This is a genomic window from Aedoeadaptatus acetigenes (assembly GCF_025566985.1).
Lineage (GTDB): Bacteria > Bacillota > Clostridia > Tissierellales > Peptoniphilaceae > Aedoeadaptatus > Aedoeadaptatus acetigenes.
The window spans coordinates 56,040-76,755 of record NZ_JAOQJD010000010.1; the positions used below are offsets into that span (position 1 = coordinate 56,040).

At 53.5% G+C, this 20,716-nt stretch carries 24 protein-coding genes; 9 read left to right on the top strand and 15 right to left on the bottom strand.

Annotation, left to right across the window (positions count from 1 at the left end; all coding sequences use genetic code 11):
• Positions 1-246: a DUF896 domain-containing protein gene (locus OCV31_RS06745; RefSeq protein ID WP_108831046.1), complete on the bottom strand. Its 246-nt coding sequence runs from the start codon at positions 244-246 to the stop codon at positions 1-3.
• A gap of 95 nt (positions 247-341) precedes the next feature.
• Here OCV31_RS06745 and OCV31_RS06750 point away from each other — a divergent pair, with 95 nt between their 5' ends.
• Both OCV31_RS06750 and OCV31_RS06755 read left to right on the top strand, forming a co-directional pair.
• Entirely contained in the window at positions 342-851 is a 510-nt protein-coding gene (locus OCV31_RS06750; protein ID WP_148473697.1) for an LURP-one-related/scramblase family protein, read from the top strand.
• Between the two features lie 15 nt (positions 852-866).
• Positions 867-1,226: an LbetaH domain-containing protein gene (locus OCV31_RS06755; RefSeq protein WP_108831013.1), complete on the top strand. Its 360-nt coding sequence runs from the start codon at positions 867-869 to the stop codon at positions 1,224-1,226.
• Here OCV31_RS06755 and OCV31_RS06760 read toward each other — a convergent pair.
• The gene (locus OCV31_RS06760) at positions 1,210-1,650 is read right to left on the bottom strand and encodes a nucleoside deaminase (RefSeq protein WP_267303853.1); all 441 of its coding nucleotides are present in this window, start codon (positions 1,648-1,650) and stop codon (positions 1,210-1,212) included. The two genes, OCV31_RS06755 and OCV31_RS06760, sit on opposite strands and share 17 nt — an antisense overlap.
• A 49-nt stretch (positions 1,651-1,699) precedes the next feature.
• Between OCV31_RS06760 and OCV31_RS06765 the strand changes: the two genes are divergently transcribed.
• The 4 genes from OCV31_RS06765 (at position 1,700) to OCV31_RS06780 (ending at position 5,048) form a co-directional block, all read left to right on the top strand.
• Positions 1,700-2,530 carry a M55 family metallopeptidase gene (locus tag OCV31_RS06765; RefSeq protein WP_148473701.1) on the top strand — a complete coding sequence of 277 codons (831 nt, stop codon included), beginning with the start codon at positions 1,700-1,702 and terminating at the stop codon, positions 2,528-2,530.
• A 14-nt stretch (positions 2,531-2,544) separates the two neighbouring features.
• Positions 2,545-3,189, top strand: coding sequence for an HAD family hydrolase (locus OCV31_RS06770; RefSeq protein ID WP_148473704.1), 645 nt, complete (start codon positions 2,545-2,547; stop codon positions 3,187-3,189).
• Positions 3,186-3,749: a VanZ family protein gene (locus tag OCV31_RS06775; protein ID WP_148473706.1), complete on the top strand. Its 564-nt coding sequence runs from the start codon at positions 3,186-3,188 to the stop codon at positions 3,747-3,749. The genes OCV31_RS06770 and OCV31_RS06775 overlap by 4 nt, the downstream gene beginning before the upstream one ends.
• Positions 3,750-3,824: 75 nt before the next feature.
• On the top strand, positions 3,825-5,048 hold the full coding sequence (locus tag OCV31_RS06780; RefSeq protein WP_148473708.1) for a tetratricopeptide repeat protein: 1,224 nt from the start codon (positions 3,825-3,827) through the stop codon (positions 5,046-5,048).
• On the opposite strand, the gene OCV31_RS06785 is transcribed toward OCV31_RS06780, so the two are convergent.
• Positions 5,038-5,229, bottom strand: coding sequence for a PspC domain-containing protein (locus tag OCV31_RS06785; RefSeq protein WP_148473710.1), 192 nt, complete (start codon positions 5,227-5,229; stop codon positions 5,038-5,040). The genes OCV31_RS06780 and OCV31_RS06785 overlap by 11 nt on opposite strands.
• A 54-nt stretch (positions 5,230-5,283) precedes the next feature.
• Between OCV31_RS06785 and OCV31_RS06790 the strand changes: the two genes are divergently transcribed.
• A complete protein-coding gene (locus OCV31_RS06790; protein ID WP_148473712.1) occupies positions 5,284-6,144 on the top strand; it encodes a polyphosphate kinase 2 family protein in 861 nt (286 codons plus the stop codon).
• Positions 6,145-6,179: 35 nt separating this feature from the next.
• On the opposite strand, the gene panC is transcribed toward OCV31_RS06790, so the two are convergent.
• From panC to OCV31_RS06845, 11 genes are all read right to left on the bottom strand, one after another.
• Positions 6,180-7,037 carry a pantoate--beta-alanine ligase gene (panC, locus tag OCV31_RS06795; protein WP_148473714.1) on the bottom strand — a complete coding sequence of 286 codons (858 nt, stop codon included), beginning with the start codon at positions 7,035-7,037 and terminating at the stop codon, positions 6,180-6,182.
• A gap of 4 nt (positions 7,038-7,041) precedes the next feature.
• Positions 7,042-7,869, bottom strand: a complete 828-nt coding sequence (gene panB, locus OCV31_RS06800) for a 3-methyl-2-oxobutanoate hydroxymethyltransferase (protein ID WP_108831022.1) — start codon at positions 7,867-7,869, stop codon at positions 7,042-7,044.
• Positions 7,866-8,735, bottom strand: coding sequence for a Rossmann-like and DUF2520 domain-containing protein (locus OCV31_RS06805; protein WP_267303854.1), 870 nt, complete (start codon positions 8,733-8,735; stop codon positions 7,866-7,868). Before OCV31_RS06805 ends, panB begins: the two co-directional genes overlap by 4 nt.
• Positions 8,736-8,925: 190 nt before the next feature.
• Complete coding sequence (locus OCV31_RS06810) at positions 8,926-9,465, bottom strand: NYN domain-containing protein (protein WP_108831024.1); 540 nt, start codon at positions 9,463-9,465, stop codon at positions 8,926-8,928.
• The gene (rlmB, locus tag OCV31_RS06815; protein ID WP_108831025.1) at positions 9,443-10,186 is read right to left on the bottom strand and encodes a 23S rRNA (guanosine(2251)-2'-O)-methyltransferase RlmB; all 744 of its coding nucleotides are present in this window, start codon (positions 10,184-10,186) and stop codon (positions 9,443-9,445) included. Before rlmB ends, OCV31_RS06810 begins: the two co-directional genes overlap by 23 nt.
• Positions 10,171-10,944: an FAD-dependent thymidylate synthase gene (gene thyX, locus OCV31_RS06820; protein WP_148473718.1), complete on the bottom strand. Its 774-nt coding sequence runs from the start codon at positions 10,942-10,944 to the stop codon at positions 10,171-10,173. The genes rlmB and thyX overlap by 16 nt, the downstream gene beginning before the upstream one ends.
• Entirely contained in the window at positions 10,934-11,362 is a 429-nt protein-coding gene (locus OCV31_RS06825) for a Mini-ribonuclease 3 (protein WP_148473720.1), read from the bottom strand. The genes thyX and OCV31_RS06825 overlap by 11 nt, the downstream gene beginning before the upstream one ends.
• Positions 11,347-12,738, bottom strand: a complete 1,392-nt coding sequence (gene cysS / locus OCV31_RS06830) for a cysteine--tRNA ligase (RefSeq protein WP_148473722.1) — start codon at positions 12,736-12,738, stop codon at positions 11,347-11,349. The genes OCV31_RS06825 and cysS overlap by 16 nt, the downstream gene beginning before the upstream one ends.
• A gap of 21 nt (positions 12,739-12,759) precedes the next feature.
• Positions 12,760-13,749, bottom strand: coding sequence for a hypothetical protein (locus OCV31_RS06835; protein WP_148473724.1), 990 nt, complete (start codon positions 13,747-13,749; stop codon positions 12,760-12,762).
• A gap of 177 nt (positions 13,750-13,926) precedes the next feature.
• Positions 13,927-15,555 (bottom strand): chaperonin GroEL, encoded by a 1,629-nt coding sequence (gene groL, locus OCV31_RS06840; RefSeq protein ID WP_148473726.1) that lies wholly within the window; start codon positions 15,553-15,555, stop codon positions 13,927-13,929.
• A gap of 22 nt (positions 15,556-15,577) precedes the next feature.
• Positions 15,578-15,859 carry a co-chaperone GroES gene (locus OCV31_RS06845; RefSeq protein WP_148473728.1) on the bottom strand — a complete coding sequence of 94 codons (282 nt, stop codon included), beginning with the start codon at positions 15,857-15,859 and terminating at the stop codon, positions 15,578-15,580.
• A 310-nt stretch (positions 15,860-16,169) separates the two neighbouring features.
• Between OCV31_RS06845 and nrdD the strand changes: the two genes are divergently transcribed.
• Positions 16,170-18,329 carry an anaerobic ribonucleoside-triphosphate reductase gene (gene nrdD, locus OCV31_RS06850; RefSeq protein WP_148473730.1) on the top strand — a complete coding sequence of 720 codons (2,160 nt, stop codon included), beginning with the start codon at positions 16,170-16,172 and terminating at the stop codon, positions 18,327-18,329.
• Position 18,330: 1 nt separating this feature from the next.
• Positions 18,331-18,837 carry an anaerobic ribonucleoside-triphosphate reductase activating protein gene (nrdG, locus tag OCV31_RS06855; protein WP_148473732.1) on the top strand — a complete coding sequence of 169 codons (507 nt, stop codon included), beginning with the start codon at positions 18,331-18,333 and terminating at the stop codon, positions 18,835-18,837.
• A gap of 127 nt (positions 18,838-18,964) precedes the next feature.
• Here the strand turns inward: nrdG and OCV31_RS06860 are convergent, their stop codons facing one another.
• Positions 18,965-20,665, bottom strand: coding sequence for a Na/Pi cotransporter family protein (locus OCV31_RS06860; protein ID WP_148473734.1), 1,701 nt, complete (start codon positions 20,663-20,665; stop codon positions 18,965-18,967).
• Between the last annotated feature and the right edge of the window lie 51 nt (positions 20,666-20,716).

The following is a 20,716-nucleotide window of genomic DNA, read 5'->3' on the forward strand; positions in this document are numbered from 1 at the left end:
TCAGATCCCGTCCTTTTTTTCGGCGGCTTTTTTAGCCGCTTTGGCCCGCTTTAGTTTTTCGGGGGTAATGTCGTTTCCCTCTTCGTCCACGACCTTTGTATTTAAAAGCTGTTGACGAAAGCCTTCGCGAAAGATTTTCAAATAGGCTTTTCTCAACCGATCTCTCTCCGCCACCTCTTCGTCGGTGAGCTGACGTACCTTGGCCTCGTGAGCCAATTCGTTAATACGTTTTAAAAGTTCATCCATGTTTTCCAAGGCGACCTCCTTATTCAAATTCTTGTATTTTCGACTCGGTATAGTACAATAAACGGGAAGGATGTGACACCATGATTCGATGCACCATGCGAGCGACATCTCGCCCGCCGGCCGCCATGGCCTATGCTTTTTACGACGCGGACGGTTTAAAGATTTTACACAACAAGGACGATGCTCTCGTCGACCGATTCGACTACATCCTCCGCGAACTTCCCATGATACCCTATACTCTATCACTAATTGATGCCGATGGAAACGAGCGTTTTCACCTGGAGCGAAAAACGCCGCCTCCCTTTCAAACCCACGCCTTTCAACTGTCCTTTGACGACGAGGTCGTGGACTTTTTCGAAGACAAGGCCCGCTTCTCCCTTCCCAATCTCAGTTTTATCTACCGCGAGAAGAAATACGACATTGTGGGCTTTGTCAGAAACCGGGAATTTTTCATCGAAGAAGACGAATTAAAGCTCATGTCCATGACCGCGAGCCCCATCGCCGGCGGCAAGGAATACGCCGTGGCCATTTACGAAGACGCCCTTCCCTTGGCGGTGTACTTCGCCGCGGTGATTATTATGGATATTTGTTTCCACAATTACTAAAGAAACGAGGTTGTTATGACATATACGGAAAAAGACCATGTAAGGATTAAAGCGGGCGCCGCAGTGGATCCCTCGGCGAAAATTTCAGGCACCGCCGATTCCCCGGCAATCATCGGCGAATACGCCGTCGTCGAGGCCGGTGCAGAAATTAAGGGCGCATCCATCGGCGCCTACGCCACGGTGAAGGGCGGCGTGTCCGCAGGCGAAGGGGTGTATGTGGGCGATTTCGCTATTCTCGAAGAAAATACCCGCCTCCCCGACGGCGCCAAGGTGCCTTCCCGGGCCGTGGCCGAGGGGGATCCCTTCTCCATCGTGCGGGGCCTCACCAAAGAAGAACTGGATGCGGCCAAAGCCCGGGCTAGCGAAGGCCTTTAAAAAACGACTGCATGAGGGCGCGGCATTTTTCGGCGCAGACGCCCTCGGTAACATCGACGCTGTGATTAAAGGCGCGAAAGGCCGCGAGATTCACCACGCTTCCCGCCGCGCCGAAGCGGGGATTGTCGGTGCCGATAATGAGCCGCTCGATACGGCTGTTTAATATGGCCCCCATGCACATGGGGCAGGGCTCCACGGTGACGTAGAGATCGCCGCCGATGCGCCAGCCCTCCGTGGCCTCATCGGCCGCTTTTAAGGCCATGATCTCCGCGTGGTGCGTGGCGCTTTCGTCGGTCTCTGTTCGGTTGTGGCCCCGGCCGATAATCACGCCGTCTCTCACGATGACGCAGCCGATGGGCACTTCCCCTAAATCGTAGGCCTTCTTCGCCTCTTTCAGGGCTTCGTTCATATAATACGAATCCATTCCCATTCCCCTTTCTTACCTTCTATCCTACCACGGAAAGGAGCATTTAATGAATATCTATATTTCCTTCGACATGGAGGGCATCGGCGGCATCGACCGCTTCAGCGACGAATACAAGGCCGCTTCCGCCTATTCGCGGGCCATTCACGCCCATTTGCAGGCGGTGATCGACGGCATTCAGAGGAGCCCGAAAAATAAAGACATCGAAACCATTACCGTCGCCGACAGCCACGGCGACGGCAAAAATTTGGATTACCTCACCCTCTCGGAGATGGACGAGCGCATCGAGCTCATCTCCGGCTACCCGAGGGGAGAATACATGATGAGCGGCTTGGATCGCCACGACGTGATCTTTTTTCTCGGCTACCACGCCTCCAGCGGCCAGCACCGGGCCAATATGGACCACAGCTACTCCACGTCCTTTCACCGGGTAAGCATTAACGGCATTAAATGCTCCGAGGCCATGATCAATCAAATCTACGCCAAGGAAAAGCACATTCCCGTGGGCCTGATTGTCGGCGACAGCGGTCTTTACAACCAATTGATTCTGGAAGGCTACATGCCCTATGTGGAATACGTAGTGACGAAAGACAGCTTGGCACACAGTGCCGTCGTCCATCGCAATTTTCAAAAGGTGCGGGCGGAGATTATGGAAAAAGTGGCCCTGGTTTTAGACAAGGACTTCTCCGCCTTGCCTCTCGGCGATTTAACCGCCCCCTACAATGTGACCATCGAAACCAACACCACCCTCCACGCGGACATGGCGGAAATGCTCCCCGGCACGACGCGCCTGGACGGCTACCGGATCGGTATGAGTTTCGATTCGGGAAAAGATTTAATCAACGGCCTCATGAGCTTGGAAGTGCTGTGCCGCAAATAACAGAAAGGAATCCTATGAAAGCTACCGCATTCGACTTCGACGGAACTTTAATCGACTCCATGGGCATGTGGCGCAATTTGGGCCGCAATTTCGTGGAGTCCAAGGGCAAGGAATACACCGACGCCATTCACGATCAAATTACCACCATGAGTTTAAAGCAGTCCAGCGCCTTTTTTAAGCGAGAGCTGGAGCTGGAGGAGTCGCCGGAAGAAATCTTCAACGAAATGGGCGCCATTTTGTTGGACGGCTACAGCAACAACCTTCCCTTAAAGGAAGGGGCCATGGAGGCCGTCGAAAAGGCCCGGCGCCTGGGGCCGGTGGTTCTCGCCACGGCCACGAATCAAGAGCTTTTAATGCCCGCCTTGCACCGCTTTCAATTGGACGATGCCTTCGACTTCATCCAAACCTGCGACGGCGTGGGAATCGAAAAAAGCGACGCGGCTTTTTACTACGCCTTGGCCGAGCGCCTGAGTGCATCGCCCGATGAAATCATCCTCGTGGACGACGCCCACTACGCACTGGCCGCCGCCAAGGAAGCGGGGCTTTACGTGGTGGCCGTAAAAGACACGTACAATCTACCCTATCGAGAAGCCATCGTAAAAGAAAGCGACGTGCTCTTGGACAGCTTGTGGGATTTTGATCCGGAGAGGTATTTTTGATCTACTATGTACTGAAGAAGACGCCCATCGTCGTCTTCTTTTCCTTTTTTGCTTTTTCATTCCTGCGTACGCAATTTTTTTCCAAACAAAAAAAGAAGAGCAATCGCAAACGGGAGCGGCTCCTGTTGGCCTTCTCCACCTACTGCCTGTGGCTCTTATTTTTTCTTCTCATCGACAACGAGCGCCTGGAAATGGGCGGCGTGCTCTTGGGCATCGACACGGACCTGGCCGATTGGAAGCTGAATTTAATTCCCTTCGCCACCATCAAGGCCTTTTGGCGCTACGGATCCTTTACGGGGATGTTTTTGAATATTTTCGGAAACATCCTCATCGGCGTGCCCCTCGGGTTTCTCAGCCCCGTGCTCTTTCGCCGATTGAAAGACCTTCGCCCCTTGTTTCTCCTCTACGGCGGCATCTTTCTTCTCGTGGAAACTTTGCAGTTTTTCACGGGCCGAAGCGCCGACATCGACGATTGGCTCTTAAATATGCTGGGGATCTTTTCAGGTTATGCGCTGTCGAAGAGGCAGCACCACTTTCCCGAAAAGATCTACCGCCGCTAGCACCTTAGGGTGCTTTTTTTCTTGCTTCTTGTTTCTTTTGCGGCCTTTTTTTATAATAGGGGCGAGGAGGTTTCTATGCGAACCCTATTGACAAAAGTACGAGTAAATCCCGCCAACCGGGTGCAGGTGGTGGATGCCTACCTGGCTCAGGCGGATACGGATTTCGCCCTGGTCATCGACGTGATCAACGACACCGACAAAACCGTCACCTTTATAAAGGTAGACGTGCTTTTTATTAACGCCTTCGGCAAATTTATTTTCGACGAAACCGTCTTTCACCACGGCTACGAGAATCTCAATTTAAAGCCCAAGTCCCTCTCCTACCTTCCCTACTGGATTTTGGACGAGCGCCACCACACGGCGCGGGGCGTGCGCATTCGCATTTCGGAAGTGCATTTTCAAGACGGCACGAGAAATTACTACGATCGCACCAAGGAAGTGTCCCTTACCGTGCCCACGGTGCCCAAGGAAAAGAAGGACGAGCTGAAAAAGCTCTTCGGGCCGGACTTTTACACCTACGGCGAAAAGAGCGGCAATGTGTGGCGCTGCATCTGCGGCTTTACCAATTCCGATGAAGAGGCGATCTGCCATCACTGCAGCCGATCCAAGGACTTCGTGCTCTCGGCGGTCACCGAGCGGCAGGTAAACAAAAAGCTCTTTCAGCTTTACGTGAACAAGGACCGAGATTTCGCCGATCGGGCCACGACCTACGAGGAGACCATCCCCATTCGCCCCCTGGACGAAATCGATCTTGAGCGTGGCATAGGGAGCGAACCGGCGCCCTCGAAGAAAAAAGGCGTCTTCTTCTTTCTCGTCGCCGCAGTCGCCGCCATCGCCCTCACCCTCTTTGCTTTTCGCATTTACGACGGGGTGAGCACGCGGCGCAATTACGACAAGGCCCAAAACTTTATCGCCATGGGGGATTACGCCGCCGCCGAGGCCATTTACGACGGCCTTCCGCCTACGGTGGACAATGTGGACATGGCCTTGAAAATTCAGGAGCTGGAGACCTTAAAGGCCTCCGACGCCTCCTACAAAAAAGCCCTGGAGCTTTCCCGCGCGGGAGACAGCCTGGCCGCCTACGCCGCCTACAAAGAGGTGGTGGAAGAAGACCGCAACAATTACGCCAATGCCAAGGCCATGATGGAGAGCATTCAGTCCGAGGCCATCGCCCGGGCCAATCGCTACGCACAAGAGGGCAATAAAAAAGACGCCGAAAAACTTTTCGACGCCTTCCTGGCCCTGGATCCGAAAAATAAAAGGCTCTCGGAAGCGAAAGACGCTGCCCTTACCAGGTAGATTCTTCGGGAATCAACAGAGCGCAAATAATGTAGACCAATAGGCCGCTTCCCCCGCCGAGGGCGAAGAGAACCCACAATACCCGTACAATGTTGGAGTCGATGCCGAAGTATTCGCCTAAGCCGCCGCATACGCCGGCGAAGACGCGATCGGTGGTGCTTCGTCTCAATTCTTTTTTCATAAAATCCTCCTGTCTCAGTTACTACATGTATTATACCCGAAAAGGTGGTGCCCTATGAATATAAACCAATACAAAGTTCCTGAAAAGGCAAAGATTCATCTAAAAGATTACGCCACGACCTACGACGGTCCTCTGGAGAAAAAAGAAGTAAAGAGCAAACTTCTTCCTGAAAATCTGAACGCCATGGCCGAGCTGCAAGACGCCCTTTACGCGGAAAACACCCGCGGCATCGTCGTGGTTCTCCAGGCCATGGACGCCGCGGGAAAAGACGGCCTCATTAAACACGTCTTTACGGCCTTAAATCCCCAAGGCGTGACGGTAACGCCTTTTAAAGTCCCCAATGCCGAGGAGCTGGATCACGACTACCTGTGGCGCATCGCGAGGGCCCTGCCTCGCCGCGGCGAAATCGCCATTTTCAACCGCAGCCACTACGAAGACGTGCTGGTCACCCGGGTCCACGATTTATTAAAAGAATCTCCCCTGCCGGAAGAATTGGTGGACGACAACATTTGGAACCGCCGCTTCAAAGAGATTCGCGCCTTCGAATCCTACTTAAACGACAACGGCTTTACCGTGGTGAAAATCTTCCTCCACCTGTCTAAGGACGAGCAGAAAGAGCGGCTTATGGAGCGGATCATTCGCCCGGAAAAGCACTGGAAGTTTTCCTCCTCCGATGTGAACGAGCGGGCCTATTGGGAGGATTACCAAAAGGCCTACGAGGATTTAATCGCCCACACCTCCACGGAAAATTCCCCCTGGTACATTATTCCCGCCGACCGCAAGTGGTACGCCCGCTACGCGGTGTCGGAAATTATACTGAAGCTTATGAAAGACATGAACCCGACTTACCCGGAATTGGCCGAAAAGGAAAAAGAAAATTTGGCCAAGTGGAAAAAAATATTGGAAGAAGAGTAAAAAAAGGCGGCCGCGCGGGCCGTCTTTTTCTATGCTTATTTCGCTAAGTCTTCTTTAAAAAAGCTGTTGTCGATAAGGCGGGTACTTCCGATGTAGACAGCCATGGCAATAAAACTGTCTTTCACCAGCGTCGCATCCCTCTCGAAATGGGGGAAGCGGAGAATTTCCACGTAGTCGATTTTCGCCAAAGGCTCGGCCTGAATTTCTTTCGTCACCGCATCCAAGAGGGCGGCCACGTCTTTCTCGCCTTCACGCACCATGGCCTTGGCCTTTTTAATGGAGCGGGAGAGCACCACGGCGACCTTTCGCTCCTCGGCATTTAAGTAGCGGTTTCTGGAGCTTTTCGCCAGGCCGTCTTCTTCTCGCACGATGGGGCAGGGCACGATGGTGAGATCCATATTCAAGTCGCGCACCATGGCTTCGACAATGGCCACCTGTTGCACGTCTTTTTGGCCGAAGTAGGCCTTATCCGGCGCCACCAAATTGAAGAGCTTCGTGAGTACCGTGGCCACGCCCGTAAAGTGAATGGGGCGGGTGATGCCGCAGAGAATGTGGGTCATGGCATCGGGAGGCGTAACGCGGAAGCCGAAGTTTTCCGGATACATTTCCTCCGGCTCCGGATGAAAGACGATGTCCGCCCCTAAGCTTTCGCAAAAGGCGCCGTCTTTGTCGATGTCCCGGGGGTATTCTTCGTAATCTTCCCCCGGCGCAAATTGCAGGGGATTGACAAACACCGACACCACCACCGTGTCGTTTTCTTCGCGGCATTTTTTAATTAAGGAGCCGTGGCCTTCGTGCAGGGCGCCCATGGTGGGCACGAGGCCCACACTGCCCTTGGCTTTTGCCGCTTTACAGGCGGCTTTTAATTCGTCTACGCGGGTAATAATTTTCATCCTGTTACTTGTCCTCCAGTAATCGTTCGTCCATGGTGAATTCGTGTTCCTTCGTGGGGAAGCTGCCGTCTTTCACCGCGTCGTTGTAATCCTTAAAACCTTGCACCATGGCTTCGCCGATGTGGGCGAATTGATGCACGAATTTCGGCACGAAATCGTCGAACATGCCCAGCATGTCTTGATAGACCAAGACTTGGCCGTCGCAGTCCACGCCGGCGCCGATGCCGATGGTGGGAATGGAAAGCATTTCCGTGAGCTTCTTCGCGAGAGCCGCCGGCACACATTCCAAGACCACGGCAAAGGCCCCGGCTTCTTCAACGGCCTTGGCATCGGCAAAGAGCTTGGCCACCGTGGCTTCGTCTTTTCCTTGGACGCGGAAGCCGCCGAAGGCGTTGACCGATTGCGGCGTAAGGCCGATGTGGGCGCAGACGGGAATCTTCGCATCGACGATGGCCTTAATGACATCTTTTACTTCCGTGCCCCCCTCGAGCTTCACGGCGTGGGCGTGGCCTTCGGAGATCAGGCGACCGGCGTTCATGACGCTGTCGCGGATGCCTGTGGAGTAGGTTAAAAAGGGCATGTCGCAAATAATCAGGGGATGTTTTGCGCCTCGCGCCACGGCGGCGGAGTGGTGGATCATGTCTTCCAGGGTGACGGACAAGGTGTCTTCGTAGCCCAGCATGGTCATGCCCAGGCTGTCGCCGATTAAGATGGAGTCGATCCCCGATTTGTCTACGAGCTTCGCCGTGGAGTAATCGTAGCAGGTAATCATGGTGAGCTTTTCGCCCGTCTCCTTGGCCTCTTTAAATGTACGTACCGTTGCTTTTTTCATGCTTCTTCTCCTTTCAACAATCGACGCAAGTCGTCGTAAGGTCGATCCTTGTGTTTTTCCTCGCCGATGTCGGCCAAAATCAAGCTTGCCGCCCGGTAGAGGGCCTCTTCCTTCTCATCGCCCTTTCGCGCCAAGGCGTCCAGGTGGCGGCGAACGGTGGTCATGTCGCAGCGTTCCACCGGGCCCGTAAGGGCGGCGGCGGGGCCCACGTCGAAAATCTTCGCCAAATTTCCGGTGGCCAGGGGCTTTAAGGCCTCTTTCGCCTCGGCTTCTGTAAAGCCCACGTCCTCCATGAGGTCGAAGGCCATGGCGCTTACGGCCACGACTAAATTGCTCATAACCGCCGTGGCCAAATGGTAGGTGGCCTTGTCGGCACTCGTCATGACTTTGTAGGCGATATTATGGGCATCGAGACAGTCTTTAAACACCGCCACGGCCTTCTCGTCGCCTTCTAAAGTAAAAAACGCACTACCGACGGATGCGTGTCCCGATTCCTTGTCGGCAAAGGCCAATAGGGGATGCATGGATGCGGCATAAACGTCGTTGGTAGTACGATCGAAGAAAAGGGAAGAAGACAAACTGCCCGCCGTGTGGCAGAGAATCTTTCCCGAAATATTTAATTGTAAAAGGTCTCGCCACACGCCTTCGATGGCATCGTCCGGGGTGGCGATTAAGATCACATCGCTGGCTTCGACCAATTCATTTAGGGTCTTGAAGCACGCGCTGTTTGTCCTCTCTGCGCCGTAGGCCGCGCTTGAAAGGCTGCGGCTAAAGTAGCCGCTGATTCTCAGGGGCCCCGATGTAAACAGGGCGATGCCTAAGCTGACGCCGACTTTTCCGGCGCCGATAATGCCTACTCGCTTCATGTTATCACCTCGTTTGAGTGCAATACACATTGTGACGGTCGTTCATGTAGAAATAAATGTATAGTTTCCTTCGAATACTACCACAACCATTGTACGTTTCCTTTCGCGGATTGACAAGGTTATTTCAAAAAAACGGCGGGATTTTTCGCCCCTTTTCGCCGCAACAAAAAACGAGAGGCTTCCCTCCCGTTTACTTGTCCAGTTGCCGCTTTAAATCTTCCAGCTTTTTCTTGTTCTCCTCGTCCATGGCGAGGTAAGTGCCTTTTTTCGTGCGAATGCGATTGGCTTCTTTTCGCGTCAGGCTTTTCGAGCGCTTCACCAAGAGCTCCAGCTCTCTGGCGCTGATGCGCTTGCCCCCGCGGGCGAGAATAATCTGCTGCTCCACGTAGTCGCTGGTGGCCACGGTCACGTCCCGCACCCGGCCCATGGAGGCGATTTCGCTTTCGATGTAGCGGTCGGCGGTGACGGTTTCTTTCGTAAAGACGATGTCCATGTGGGGCTTTCTCTGAATGCTGCCCCCGTTTCCCTTCACCCGATAGGCGTCGAAGACGAGGATGATAAACAGATGCTCCGTGGCGGCGTACTCTTCCAAGAGATCCACCAAAAGTTCCCTGGCCTCTTCCAGATGCTCGTCGATGAGGCCGTCGAAGTCGGACCAGTAGTTGATGATGTTGTAACCGTCGACAAAGAGGTAGCGACCGTCTCTTTTATAGCGCCGATGCCTTGCCATGTCGCTGTCTCTTGATGTCGTAGAGGAAAATCGAGGCGGCCACGGAGGCGTTTAAGGAATCGAAGCCCCCGTCCATGGGAATGGAGAGCAGGCTGTCCACGTGTTCCTTCGTCTTTTCCGCCAGGCCCTTGCCCTCGTTGCCGATGACCACGGCGATGGGGCCGGTGAGATCCGCATCGTAAAGGGCGCCCTTTCCTCCGTCGGCGCCGTAGACCCAAATATTTTTCGCCTTTAAATCGTCGATGGTGCGGTTGATGTTCGTGACCTTCGCCACGATCATGTGATCCACCGCCCCGGCGGAGGTCTTATACACCGTGGCGTTCACGGCGGCGGCTCGGTGTTTCGGTATCACGACGCCGTGGGCGCCCATGGCGTAGGCGGATCGAATAATGGCGCCGAGGTTGTGGGGATCTTCGATGCCGTCTAAGAGCACGATTAAAGGATCCTCGCTTTTTTCTTCGGCCAGGGCCAACATGTCTTCCACGCTGCCGTAAGTGAAATCGGAAATAAAGGCCACGACGCCTTGGTGGTTTTGATTGCCGCACATTTCGTCCAGGCGGGATTTTTCGCGCTCCTGAACGTAGATGCCCAGTTCTTTGGCTCGGCCGCGAATTTTTTTCATAGAGCCGTCTTTCGCGCCCTTTTGAATGTAGACCTTGTCGGGCATTTTGTCTAAGGCTTCAAGGACCGGGTTTCGGCCGTAGATCATGGTCGTTTCCATACTTCCTCCTTGTAAAAGGCGCGGACTTCGTTGATTTTTCCGCAGGTCATGGCCCCTTCCGGGCAGGGACCCGTAACGCAGGCGGGACCCGCCTGTTTAAATACCTCAGGCGCCACGGCCAAGACTTCTTTCAACATGGCGAGGGCCATGTCGCGAATTTCCCACTGGGCCCGCTCACAGAGCCGCATGGTGAAAAAGTGCATCAAGCTCCTCGCGTTCATGGTCACGACGATTTTCGTCTCGCAGGCATTGGGCAGCACGTAGCGGGCATCTTCGATGGCGCGCTTTTCCGCCGCGGAGGCGGCTTTTTTCTCGTCCATCCCGGATTCCTCGAGCTCTTTCACATAGACGGCCTTCAACTGCTCCGTGAGATCCTCGTAGGCCTTGTGGGCCGCCTTCATGCTTTCGATGAAGCGGGCCTTGGCGGCTTCGTCTTTTTCGATGGCCTTGGGAATAATGTACTCAAATCGATCCAAACGCACGTAGCGCTGGGATTGCTGGGAATAGCTGGCCAGGCGGTGGCGCACCAATTGATGGGTCAGGACCCGGCTCACGCCTTCGATGGCAAAGGTGAAGCTGATGTGCTCCATAGGCGAGGCGTGGCCCATGTCGGCGAGCATGGCGACGAAGCGGGCAACCTCCGCCTCGTCCAATTTTTCTTCGATGGCCTCCACCCCCACCGGGGAATAGCAAAGCTTGGCGGCCTTGGCAATGGTAGCCGCCCCGTCCGGCGTGTATGCAATGAGTTTAACCTTCATTCTCCCATATCCTCTCAATCTCTTTAAAATACTCCACAAGCCGCGCCGTGTTTCCCGAACTATACAAGTAGCCGATCAAACACTCAAAGCCCGTGGCTCTTCGGTAGTCCGCCACGGAGGCGTTTTTCGCCGTGGTCTTCGAGTGGGCATTGCGCCCGCGACGATAGACAGCGGCCTCCTCTTCCGTGAAAAAATCCTTTAATTCCTCGGCAAGGGCCGATTGGGCCGAGGCCTTGGCCCGCTTCGCCGAGGCCCGGTGGAGGCGGGCCACCTTTTCGTTTCGGTGAAGAATCCTGCTTCTGATGAAAAGTTCGTAGACACAATCCCCTATGTAAGCAAGAACGAGGGGATTTTGCCCCCTCGCCTCGTCTTCCGTCCACATGGGCGCGGAAAAATATCCTCTTAAATCCTCTTCCACAGAGTGCCCTCTCTCGTGTCTTCGATGGCGATGCCTTTTTCGAAGAGCTCGTCGCGAATGGCATCGGCCCGGGCGAAATCTTTGTTGGCCCGTGCGGCCTTTCGCTCTTCCAAAAGGGCTTCGATGGCGCTGTCTTCGTCGGCTTCTTCCCGGCGATACAAAATCCCCAAAACGTCGGCCAGTTCCATAAAGGTGTCGTAGGCCGATTGCAAGCTGTCCTTCTTCGGTCCCTTGGCGATAAAGGTGTTGATGTCTCTCGCCAGGGTAAAGAGGGCGCCGGTGGCACGGGCCGTGTTCAGGTCGTCGTCCATGGCCGCCATAAATTCTTCTTTTTCTTTTTGCACATCGGCGTCGAAGTCCGCGTCATTCCCCGCTTCCATGTCGCCCTTTAAGAGCTGTTCCATGTGGTCTCTGACGCCGTAGAGGCGGTCCAGGCCCGCCTTGGTTTGTTCCATGGCGTCGTAGGAATAGTTAATGGGGCTGCGGTAGTGGGCGCTTAAAAGGAAGAAGCGAAGCACTTCCAGATCGAAGACATTGGCCACTTCACGCACCGTAAAGAAATTCCCCAAGGACTTGCTCATCTTTGTGCCGTCGACGGTGATCATGCCGTTGTGGAGCCAGTAATTGGCGAAGGTCTTGCCCGTTAAGGTTTCCGATTGAGCGATTTCGTTTTCGTGGTGGGGGAACTGCAAATCTTCCCCGCCGGAGTGGATGTCGATGGTCTCACCGAGCAGAGTCTTGGCCATGACGGAGCATTCCAAGTGCCAGCCCGGGCGGCCGTCGCCCCAGGGGCTGGCCCAGAAGGGTTCGCCTTCTTTCTTGCCCTTCCACAGAACAAAGTCGCCGGGATTTTTCTTGGCGCTGTTCACTTCGATGCGGGCGCCGCTTTGCAGCTCGTCGATGTTTTTTCCGGAGAGCTTGCCGTAATCCTTGGCTTTGGTAATGTCGAAGTACACGTCGCCGTCCGCCGGATAGGCCGCGCCTTTTTCCACGAGGCCCCCCACAAATTCCAACATGGGTTCGATAAATTCCGTGGCCCGCGGGTTAATGGTCTTGTAGGTGTAGAGATTCAGTCCGTTGGCGTCTTGCATAAATTCGCCGATGTAGCGATCGGCTACGTCGAATACCGTGGTGTTCTCGTCCTTGGCCCGATTAATCAGCTTGTCGTCGATGTCCGTAAAGTTTACGACGAAATCCACGTCGTAGCCTTTGTAGATAAAGTAGCGGCGCAAGGTGTCGAAAACCACCAAGGGGCGGGCATTTCCCACGTGAATGAAGTTGTAGACCGTGGGGCCGCAGTTGTACATGCGTACCTTCTTATCCTCCAGCGACTTAAATTCCTCTTTTTGTCTCGTCATGGAATTAAATAACTTCACGTCTGTCCCCTTTCTCTCGCCTTAAATGTCGAAATAATAGCTGTTTTCCAATTTGTCGTGAATGGCGGACAAAATATTATCGAAGTCCTCGTCTTGAATAAAGAGGACGTCCAAATCACGCTTTCTCACGCCGTCGCGAATGCGCTTCACATCCGCAGGTCGCACGGAATTCAGATACACCAGCACCAAATCCGCGCCGTCTAAATTGCTTTCGATGTTTTCTTCGGAGGCTTCGTCGATGTGGACCACGTCGCTTCCCCCGTCTTTCAGGGCGTTTACCTGCTCGCTTACCACCGGGCCGTTTCCGAAGACGCTGAGCTGAAGGTGTTCGAGAAATTCATCGTCTTCCACCGGCGATGGCTCATTGTCGTAGGCCGCAGTGAGCACGTTCTCTCCATCCATGTTGTGGATCCAAATGACCCGGCCCCCTTCGGGATCCCGTTGCCAGTAGGCGTAGTCCACGATGTCGCCTTCGCCGACATTTAAATTGCCCAAACTCACGTCTTCCAAATTGACGCGCATGATGCCGTCTTCCCCTTCACCTTCGATGTAGAGGCCGCGGAAATCGGGATCGTAGAGCACCCGCGCGTAGGGAATGACCCGCCGCTCGCTTTCAATGGTCTCCGTGGTTTTTTCCAGAAGTTCGTAATTGTAAATATTCTTCAGGTGGTTGTTATTATACACCTGCTTTACCACCTTGGCCCGGACTTGGTCCCCTTCGCCGATGTTTTGCAGGCGCAGGACTTTTTCCGGAATAAACACATTGTCGTCGCCTAAGGTGCCGCCGCCGAGGCGCAAGTGGACGCGGCCCACGTAGTAATCCTCGTCATTTACTGCGACGCGAGGCGCCTCGGAGTAGGTCGTTTCCGTTTCGATGTCGTACAAGAGCTCCGCTAAATCGAAGAGCTTTTCCACGCGGCTTCGGCGTTCAAAGAGATTGTCGCCGTTAATGCCGTCGATACAGGTTTTCATTTCATTCTTAATTTCGTTTACCATATAGTTTTTGTTCATTTGTTCTTTCTCCATTTCTATATTTAATCCACTCTATTTTATCACGTCCCGCCCTTTATCTCCACCGCGGCGCGCGATTGCCTATGCTTTTTATAGGATTTCAGAAAAAGGGAAAATGTCTTTTCTATAAAAAATCCCCTTACCGCGCAGGTAAAGGGATTTTTGAGATTTTATTGATTACATCATGCCCATGCCGCCGCCCATGCCGGCTGCGCCGAGGTCGGGCATGTCTTCTTTAATATTGGCCACGGCCGCTTCGGTGGTGAGCAGCATGCTGGCTACGCTGGCTGCATTTTGCAGGGCGCTTCTCGTAACCTTCGTGGGATCCACGATGCCTTCTTCGATCATGTTCACGTATTTGCCGTTGTAAGCATCGTAGCCGACGCCGGGTTTTTCGCCCTTGACGTGTTCCACGATGACGGAGCCTTCGGCACCGGCGTTTTCCGCGATTTGACGAAGGGGCTCTTCCAGTGCGCGGAGAATAATCATCATGCCGGTCTTTTCGTCGCCTTCGCCCGCTTCGGCCAAAGCTTCCACGCAGCTGATGCAGTCTACGAGGACCACGCCGCCGCCGGGAACGATGCCTTCTTCTACGGCTGCGCGAGTGGCTGCCAAGGCGTCTTCGATGCGGAGCTTGCGTTCTTTGAGTTCGATTTCAGTGGCCGCACCCACTTGGATGACGGCCACGCCGCCGGAGAGTTTCGCCAGGCGTTCTTGTAATTTTTCCCGGTCGAATTCGCTTTCCGTTTCTTCCACTTGGGCGCGAATTTGGCCGATGCGTTCGTCGATGGCGCTGCGTTCGCCGGCGCCGCTGACGATGACGGTCTTGTCTTTTTCCACGCGGACTTTTTGTGCACGGCCCAGCATGTCCACGGTGGCTTCTTTAATGTCCAAGCCCAAGTCTTCGGTGATCACCGTGCCGCCGGTTAAGATGGCGATGTCTTGGAGCATGTCTTTTCTTCTGTCGCCGTAGCCCGGTGCCTTGACGCCTACCACATTTAAGGTGCCGCGAAGTTTGTTGACCACCAAGGTTGCCAATGCTTCCCCTTCGATGTCGTCGGCGATTAAGAGGACGGGGCGGGATTCTTGAAGCACTTGTTCCAAGACGGGAAGAATGTCTTGAATGTTGCTGATCTTCTTATCCGTAATTAAGATATAGGGATCGTCCAATTCGGCGACGCGTTTTTCGGGATCGGTGACCATGTAGGGGCTCAGGTAGCCGCGGTCGAATTGCATCCCTTCAACGACATCCAATTGGGTGCCCATGGAGCGGCTTTCTTCCACGGTGATGACGCCGTCTTTGCCTACTTTTTCCATGGCTTCGGCGATCAGTTCGCCGATGCGTTCGTCGGCGGCGGAAATGGCGGCCACACTTGCGATGGCATCGGAATTATCCACGGGGACGGAGAATTTCTTTAATTCTTCCACAATGGCGTCCACGGCCTTTTTAATGCCCTTTTGAAGGACCATGGGATTGGCGCCTGCGGCCAGGTTCTTTAAGCCTTCGCGAATAATGGCTTGGGCGAGCAGGGTGGCGGTGGTGGTGCCGTCGCCGGCTACGTCGTTGGTCTTGGTGGCGACTTCTTTTACCAGTTGTGCCCCCATGTTTTCGAAGCGATCTTCCAATTCGATTTCACGGGCGATGGTCACCCCGTCGTTGGTAATGAGGGGAGCGCCGAATTCCTTATCTAATACGACATTTCTGCCCTTGGGCCCCAAGGTGACTTTCACTGTGTCCGCTAATTTGTTAATGCCGCCGACGAGACCTTCCCGGGCGTCTGCGCTGAATTTTAATTCTTTTGCCATAATATCTCCTACTTTCTTTTACTTAGTTTAATTTTGCCAACAGGTCTTGGTATTTTAAGACGATGACGGTTTCTCCGTCCATTTCCACTTCGCTGCCTGCGTATTTACTGTAGATGACTTTGTCCCCTTCGACGACGTCGCAGTGAATGTCTTCGGAATTTTTTAATTCCTCGCTCACGGCGATGACCGTGGCCACATTGGATTCCTCTTTTGCCGTATCGGGCAAGACGAGGCCGCTGGCCGTGACGTTTTCTTTTTCTATTTTTTGAATTACAACACGTTCACCTAATGGTTTAATGGTCATGATGTGCCTCCTGAAATGATATTAGCACTTGCGTATGTCGAGTGCCAGTTCCTCTATTATGATACCACAATTTTAAAACTTGTAAACCATATCCGCGGATTATTTCTCCCAACCGTCGGGTTTCAGGCAATTGCACGTCCCTTTTCGCATTCTCAAGTAGACACTATATATAGATAATTTTCCCAAACATCTTCCTTTTGTCTCCCATATGTAGTATAATCGTCTCGCTTGGGACAACAGTGCCCGCGAAACGTAAGAAACACCCGCAGGGGTTAAGTAATAGACATTTTGTATTATTCGGAGGAATGGAATGAGCAATTTAAGGATTATTAAGCGCAACGGCGAGTCCGTGGATTTCGACGGATCGAAAATCGTCGTCGCCATCGAAAAGGCCATGCACTCGCCCACGGGCTATTTCGTGGAAAATCAGGCGGACATGGTAGCGAAAGAAATCGAAGAAGAAATTTTAAGGGAAGAGCTGTCTTCCACCGTGCTTCAGGTAGAAAAGCGGGTCTTCGAAAAATTAATCGAAAAAAACAACATCGCCACGGCCAAGGCCTACGAGTCCTACCGTTCTGTGCAATCCTTTAAGCGGGAAAACAACTCCACCGACTCCTCCATCGAAAGCCTTTTGACCTATTCCGATGCGGATTTAATGGATGAAAACTCCAATAAAAACGCCGTGGTGGTCTCCACCCAACGGGATCTCATCGCCGGGGAAGTCTCCAAAGACATCGCACGCCGCCGGATTCTTCCCACAGACATCGTCACGGCCCACGACTCCGGCGCCATTCACGTCCACGACATGGACTATTACATTCAGCCCATGTTCAACTGCTGTTTGATCAATCTGGAAGACATGCTGAAAAACGGCACGGTGGTCAACGGCAAGATGATCGAATCGCCGAAGAGTTTCCAAACGGCCTGCACCATTACGACACAAATCATCGCCCAAGTAGCTTCCGGCCAATTCGGCGGCCAATCCATTAACGGCATCGACCGCATTTTGGCCCCCTATGTGCGCCGAAGCTACGAAAAATACTTAAGCGCCTCCATTTCCGAGCAGCTGGACATTTACGGCATGGAAAAAGCCGACATGGCCATGGCGGAAAAAGTGGCCTGGAATCGCACGAAGCGGGAAATTAAATCGGGCGTACAAACCATTCAATACCAAATCAACACCCTCATGACCACCAACGGCCAAGCGCCCTTCGTCACCCTGTTCATGTACTTCGATCCCGAAAGCGAATACGCCTACGAGGCCTCCCTTATTACGGAAGAAATCCTTCGCCAACGGATCGACGGCATTAAAAACAAACAAGGGGTGAAGGTCACGCCGGCCTTCCCGAAGCTGATCTACGTTCTGGACGAACACAACATCCACAAAGACAGCCCCTACTACTACCTCACTCGCCTGGCCGCCACCTGCACGGCGAAGCGCATGTATCCGGACTATATTTCCGCAAAGAAAATGAAGGAAATCTACGAAGGCAATGTCTTCTCCCCCATGGGCTGCCGCTCCTTCCTTTCCCCTTGGAAAGACGAAGAAGGCAATTACAAATTCGACGGCCGCTTTAACATGGGCGTCGTGAGCGTCAACCTGGCGCAAATCGGCATTTTGGCCGGTCGCGACGAAGACGCTTACTTCGAGCTTTTAAACAAGCGCCTCGAGCTCGTGAAAAAGGCCCTTTTGATTCGCTACGAACGCCTGAAGGAAGTGACCAGCGACGTCTCCCCCATTCACTGGCAAGACGGCGCCATCGCCCGCCTGGAGCCCGGCGAAAAAATCGGCGACTATTTAGAAGGCGGCTACTCCACTCTGTCTTTGGGCTACATCGGTCTCTACGAAGCCACGAAATGCGTCATCGGCACCTCCCACACCACGAAAGAAGGCCACGCCTTTGCCATGCGCGTCATGCACGCCTTAAGGGATGCCGTGGACAGCTGGAAGGCGGAAACCGGCCTGGGCTTCGCCCTGTACGGCACCCCGGCGGAATCCTTGACCCACCGCTTCTGCTCCATCGACAAGGCCACCTTCGGCGCCATCGAAGACATTACGGACAAGGGCTACTACACCAACAGCTACCACGTGGATGTACGGGAAGAAATCAACGCCTTCGACAAATTCGACTTCGAAAGCGAATTCCAAAAAATCTCCACCGGCGGCTGCATCAGCTACGTGGAAATCCCCAATATGACCAACAACATCGACGCGGTCATGACCATGGTGGGCTATATTTACGATCACATTTCCTACGCGGAATTTAATACGAAATCCGACTACTGCCACGAATGCGGCTTCGACGGCGAAATCACCGTCAACGACGACGGCGATTGGGAGTGCCCTCAATGCGGCAACAAAGATCGCACCAAGCTTACCGTCATTCGCAGAACCTGCGGCTATTTAGGCGAAAACTTCTGGAACGAAGGCCGCACCAAGGAAATCGACGCCCGCGTCCTGCACATTTAAAATGGACTACGGCAACTACGCGCAAATTCGGCCCCTGGATGTGGCAAACGGCCCGGGCATCCGCGTGTCGGTCTTCGTCACCGGCTGCAGCCGAAAATGCAAAAACTGTTTCAACGAACCCTACCAGGATCCCGCCTTCGGCGAGGTTTGGACGGACGAGACGACAGAGACATTGATCAACTATTTAAGCCGCCCGGAAGTTGCGGGCCTCACCCTTTTAGGCGGCGAACCCATGGAAAACACCTGGCTACGACGGGTTTTGGCGGATGTCAAAAAACAAATCCCGACCTCCGTGTGGATTTACTCCGGCTACACCTTCGAAGAGATCCTCACCGATCCCGAAAAAGTGAAGCTCCTCGAATCCTGCGACGTTCTCGTGGACGGCCCCTTTGTGGAGGCGAAGAAAAATTTAAAACTCGCCTTTCGGGGCAGCGAAAACCAGCGCATCTTAGACATCCCCAAGAGCCTTCAGGCCCGTACAGCCATAAAAAAAGAGAGAGACGAATAAGTCTCTCTCAGACTGCAGACAAACTCCGAATACATCTCGGGGTTTGTCTCTTTTTTATGTGTTTTTTGGCTCTATATTATCCATTGGGGAGCAACTCCTCAATGGATAGTATAGAGCCTTTATTTTATCAACCCGCCGTGGCGCGTCTGACATCTTCCGCCACCAGGGATTTTTCCCCGTGGGTCTTAATGGGATCGAAGGTGAGGCGCGCGATGTTAAAGGCGTGGTCACCGATACGTTCCAAGGTACCCAGGATGTCCACGAAGAGGGAGGTTGTGACCGTGGCTTCTTCGTGTTGGGAGGTCATGCGCCTGAAGTGGGAGGCGCGAAGTTCGTATTCCAGGTAGTTGAGATTGTTTTCGTCTTCCTTCATGACTTCGTAGAGGTGGCGATCGCCGCCCTTAAAGACTTCTACCCCGTTCACATACATGTGGATCAACAGTTCGTAGATGGAATTGAGTTCATCCATGGCTTCTTCTTGAAATTCTTCGCCGGAATCGTAAATCATTTCGAAGTATTCCACCAAGTTTTGCACCAGGTCGCCGATGCGCTCAAAGTTTTTTTGCACCTGAAGGCTCGCCGAGTATTCATCGGCCAACTCTTCCGGAAGGGATTGCTTGGAAATCTTCAAGAGGTAGGATTCGATTTTCGTATCCAGGGAATTGACCATGTCTTCCAGTTGATTGACTTCGTGGAAGTGTTTTTTGTCTTTGGTCAACAGGTACTGCTTGCTGTCTTGAAGGGCCTCCAACACGATGTCGGATACTTGAAAGATCGCCGCCTTGGCTTGGGAAAGGGCTCCGGCCGGGAAGGTCTTGACCATGGCTTCGTCCAGCTGAATTTTCCCGAGTTCCAAGGATAGATCGTCGCGTCCGGGCATAAGTTTTTTCAAAAGCAGGACGCATTTGGGAATCAGGGGTAGGAAGATGAGCATACCCACGAAGTTAAAGGTGAAGTGGGCCACGGCGATGGTCATCATGTCGTTAATGTGAAACTTCTCCGCCATGTAGATGACGAAGCTTTCGTAGGGGCCGATAATGGCCAGGAAAAATACGGACACGGACACATTAAATAAAAAGTGGAACAGGGACGTGCGCCGCGCGGCCAGGCTGCCGCCGACGGAGGCCAAAGCCGCGGTGACCGTGGTGCCGATGTTGGCACCGAAGACCAGGCCCAGGGCCGCCACCAAGGTAATGGAATCGCTGGCATAAAGGGTCTGTACGATCCCGACGATGGCCGAGGACGATTGGATCACGCCGGTGACCACGGCGCCGATTAAGGCGGCCAGGATCGGTTGGCGACTGAGCCGAACGACCATATCGGAAAAGCCCGGGATGTACTGCAGTTCTTTTAATGCGTCGCCCATGGTGTTTAAGCCGATAAACAAGAGGCCGAAGCCGATAATGATTTCGCCCAGGTAGATGGTTTTTTTCTTCGATGCCATCAGGGCCAAAAATACGCCTACAAGCAGTATAAAGTAGGCCAAGTAATCCAGTTGAAAACCGATTAAGATCGACGTCACCGTGGTACCGATGTTGGCGCCGAGGATAATGGCAATGGCTTGACTCATGCCCATCAGCCCGCTTCGTACGAGGGAAATGGCGATGACCGTCGCCGCCGATGAGGATTGGATCAAGCCGGTCATGACGATCCCGACGAGGACCGCCATCAGGGGATTGGACGTATATTTTTCTATATAGTCTCGAATTTTCGTGCCGGCAAACTTCGTCAGGCTGTCGCCCATGAGTTTGACGCCGAAAAGAAACAGGCCCAGACCGCCGGCAATAAAATGCCAGTCAATTTGAGACCATGAACTTACCTCGCCCATACATTCTCCTTCCGTCACATTGTTTCATACATAGTCGACCTTATTATATCA

Excerpts from the sequence above, each read along its gene's own strand:
- OCV31_RS06745 (WP_108831046.1), bottom strand. The coding sequence starts at position 246 with ATGGATGAACTTTTAAAACGTATTAACGAATTGGCTCACGAGGCCAAG.
- OCV31_RS06750 (WP_148473697.1), top strand. The coding sequence starts at position 342 with ATGCGAGCGACATCTCGCCCGCCGGCCGCCATGGCCTATGCTTTTTAC.
- OCV31_RS06755 (WP_108831013.1), top strand. The coding sequence starts at position 867 with ATGACATATACGGAAAAAGACCATGTAAGGATTAAAGCGGGCGCCGCA.
- OCV31_RS06760 (WP_267303853.1), bottom strand. The coding sequence starts at position 1,650 with ATGGATTCGTATTATATGAACGAAGCCCTGAAAGAGGCGAAGAAGGCC.
- OCV31_RS06765 (WP_148473701.1), top strand. The coding sequence starts at position 1,700 with ATGAATATCTATATTTCCTTCGACATGGAGGGCATCGGCGGCATCGAC.
- OCV31_RS06770 (WP_148473704.1), top strand. The coding sequence starts at position 2,545 with ATGAAAGCTACCGCATTCGACTTCGACGGAACTTTAATCGACTCCATG.
- OCV31_RS06780 (WP_148473708.1), top strand. The coding sequence starts at position 3,825 with ATGCGAACCCTATTGACAAAAGTACGAGTAAATCCCGCCAACCGGGTG.
- OCV31_RS06785 (WP_148473710.1), bottom strand. The coding sequence starts at position 5,229 with ATGAAAAAAGAATTGAGACGAAGCACCACCGATCGCGTCTTCGCCGGC.
- OCV31_RS06790 (WP_148473712.1), top strand. The coding sequence starts at position 5,284 with ATGAATATAAACCAATACAAAGTTCCTGAAAAGGCAAAGATTCATCTA.
- panC (WP_148473714.1), bottom strand. The coding sequence starts at position 7,037 with ATGAAAATTATTACCCGCGTAGACGAATTAAAAGCCGCCTGTAAAGCG.
- panB (WP_108831022.1), bottom strand. The coding sequence starts at position 7,869 with ATGAAAAAAGCAACGGTACGTACATTTAAAGAGGCCAAGGAGACGGGC.
- OCV31_RS06805 (WP_267303854.1), bottom strand. The coding sequence starts at position 8,735 with ATGAAGCGAGTAGGCATTATCGGCGCCGGAAAAGTCGGCGTCAGCTTA.
- OCV31_RS06810 (WP_108831024.1), bottom strand. The coding sequence starts at position 9,465 with ATGGCAAGGCATCGGCGCTATAAAAGAGACGGTCGCTACCTCTTTGTC.
- rlmB (WP_108831025.1), bottom strand. The coding sequence starts at position 10,186 with ATGGAAACGACCATGATCTACGGCCGAAACCCGGTCCTTGAAGCCTTA.
- thyX (WP_148473718.1), bottom strand. The coding sequence starts at position 10,944 with ATGAAGGTTAAACTCATTGCATACACGCCGGACGGGGCGGCTACCATT.
- OCV31_RS06835 (WP_148473724.1), bottom strand. The coding sequence starts at position 13,749 with ATGAACAAAAACTATATGGTAAACGAAATTAAGAATGAAATGAAAACC.
- groL (WP_148473726.1), bottom strand. The coding sequence starts at position 15,555 with ATGGCAAAAGAATTAAAATTCAGCGCAGACGCCCGGGAAGGTCTCGTC.
- OCV31_RS06845 (WP_148473728.1), bottom strand. The coding sequence starts at position 15,859 with ATGACCATTAAACCATTAGGTGAACGTGTTGTAATTCAAAAAATAGAA.
- nrdD (WP_148473730.1), top strand. The coding sequence starts at position 16,170 with ATGAGCAATTTAAGGATTATTAAGCGCAACGGCGAGTCCGTGGATTTC.
- nrdG (WP_148473732.1), top strand. The coding sequence starts at position 18,331 with ATGGACTACGGCAACTACGCGCAAATTCGGCCCCTGGATGTGGCAAAC.
- OCV31_RS06860 (WP_148473734.1), bottom strand. The coding sequence starts at position 20,665 with ATGGGCGAGGTAAGTTCATGGTCTCAAATTGACTGGCATTTTATTGCC.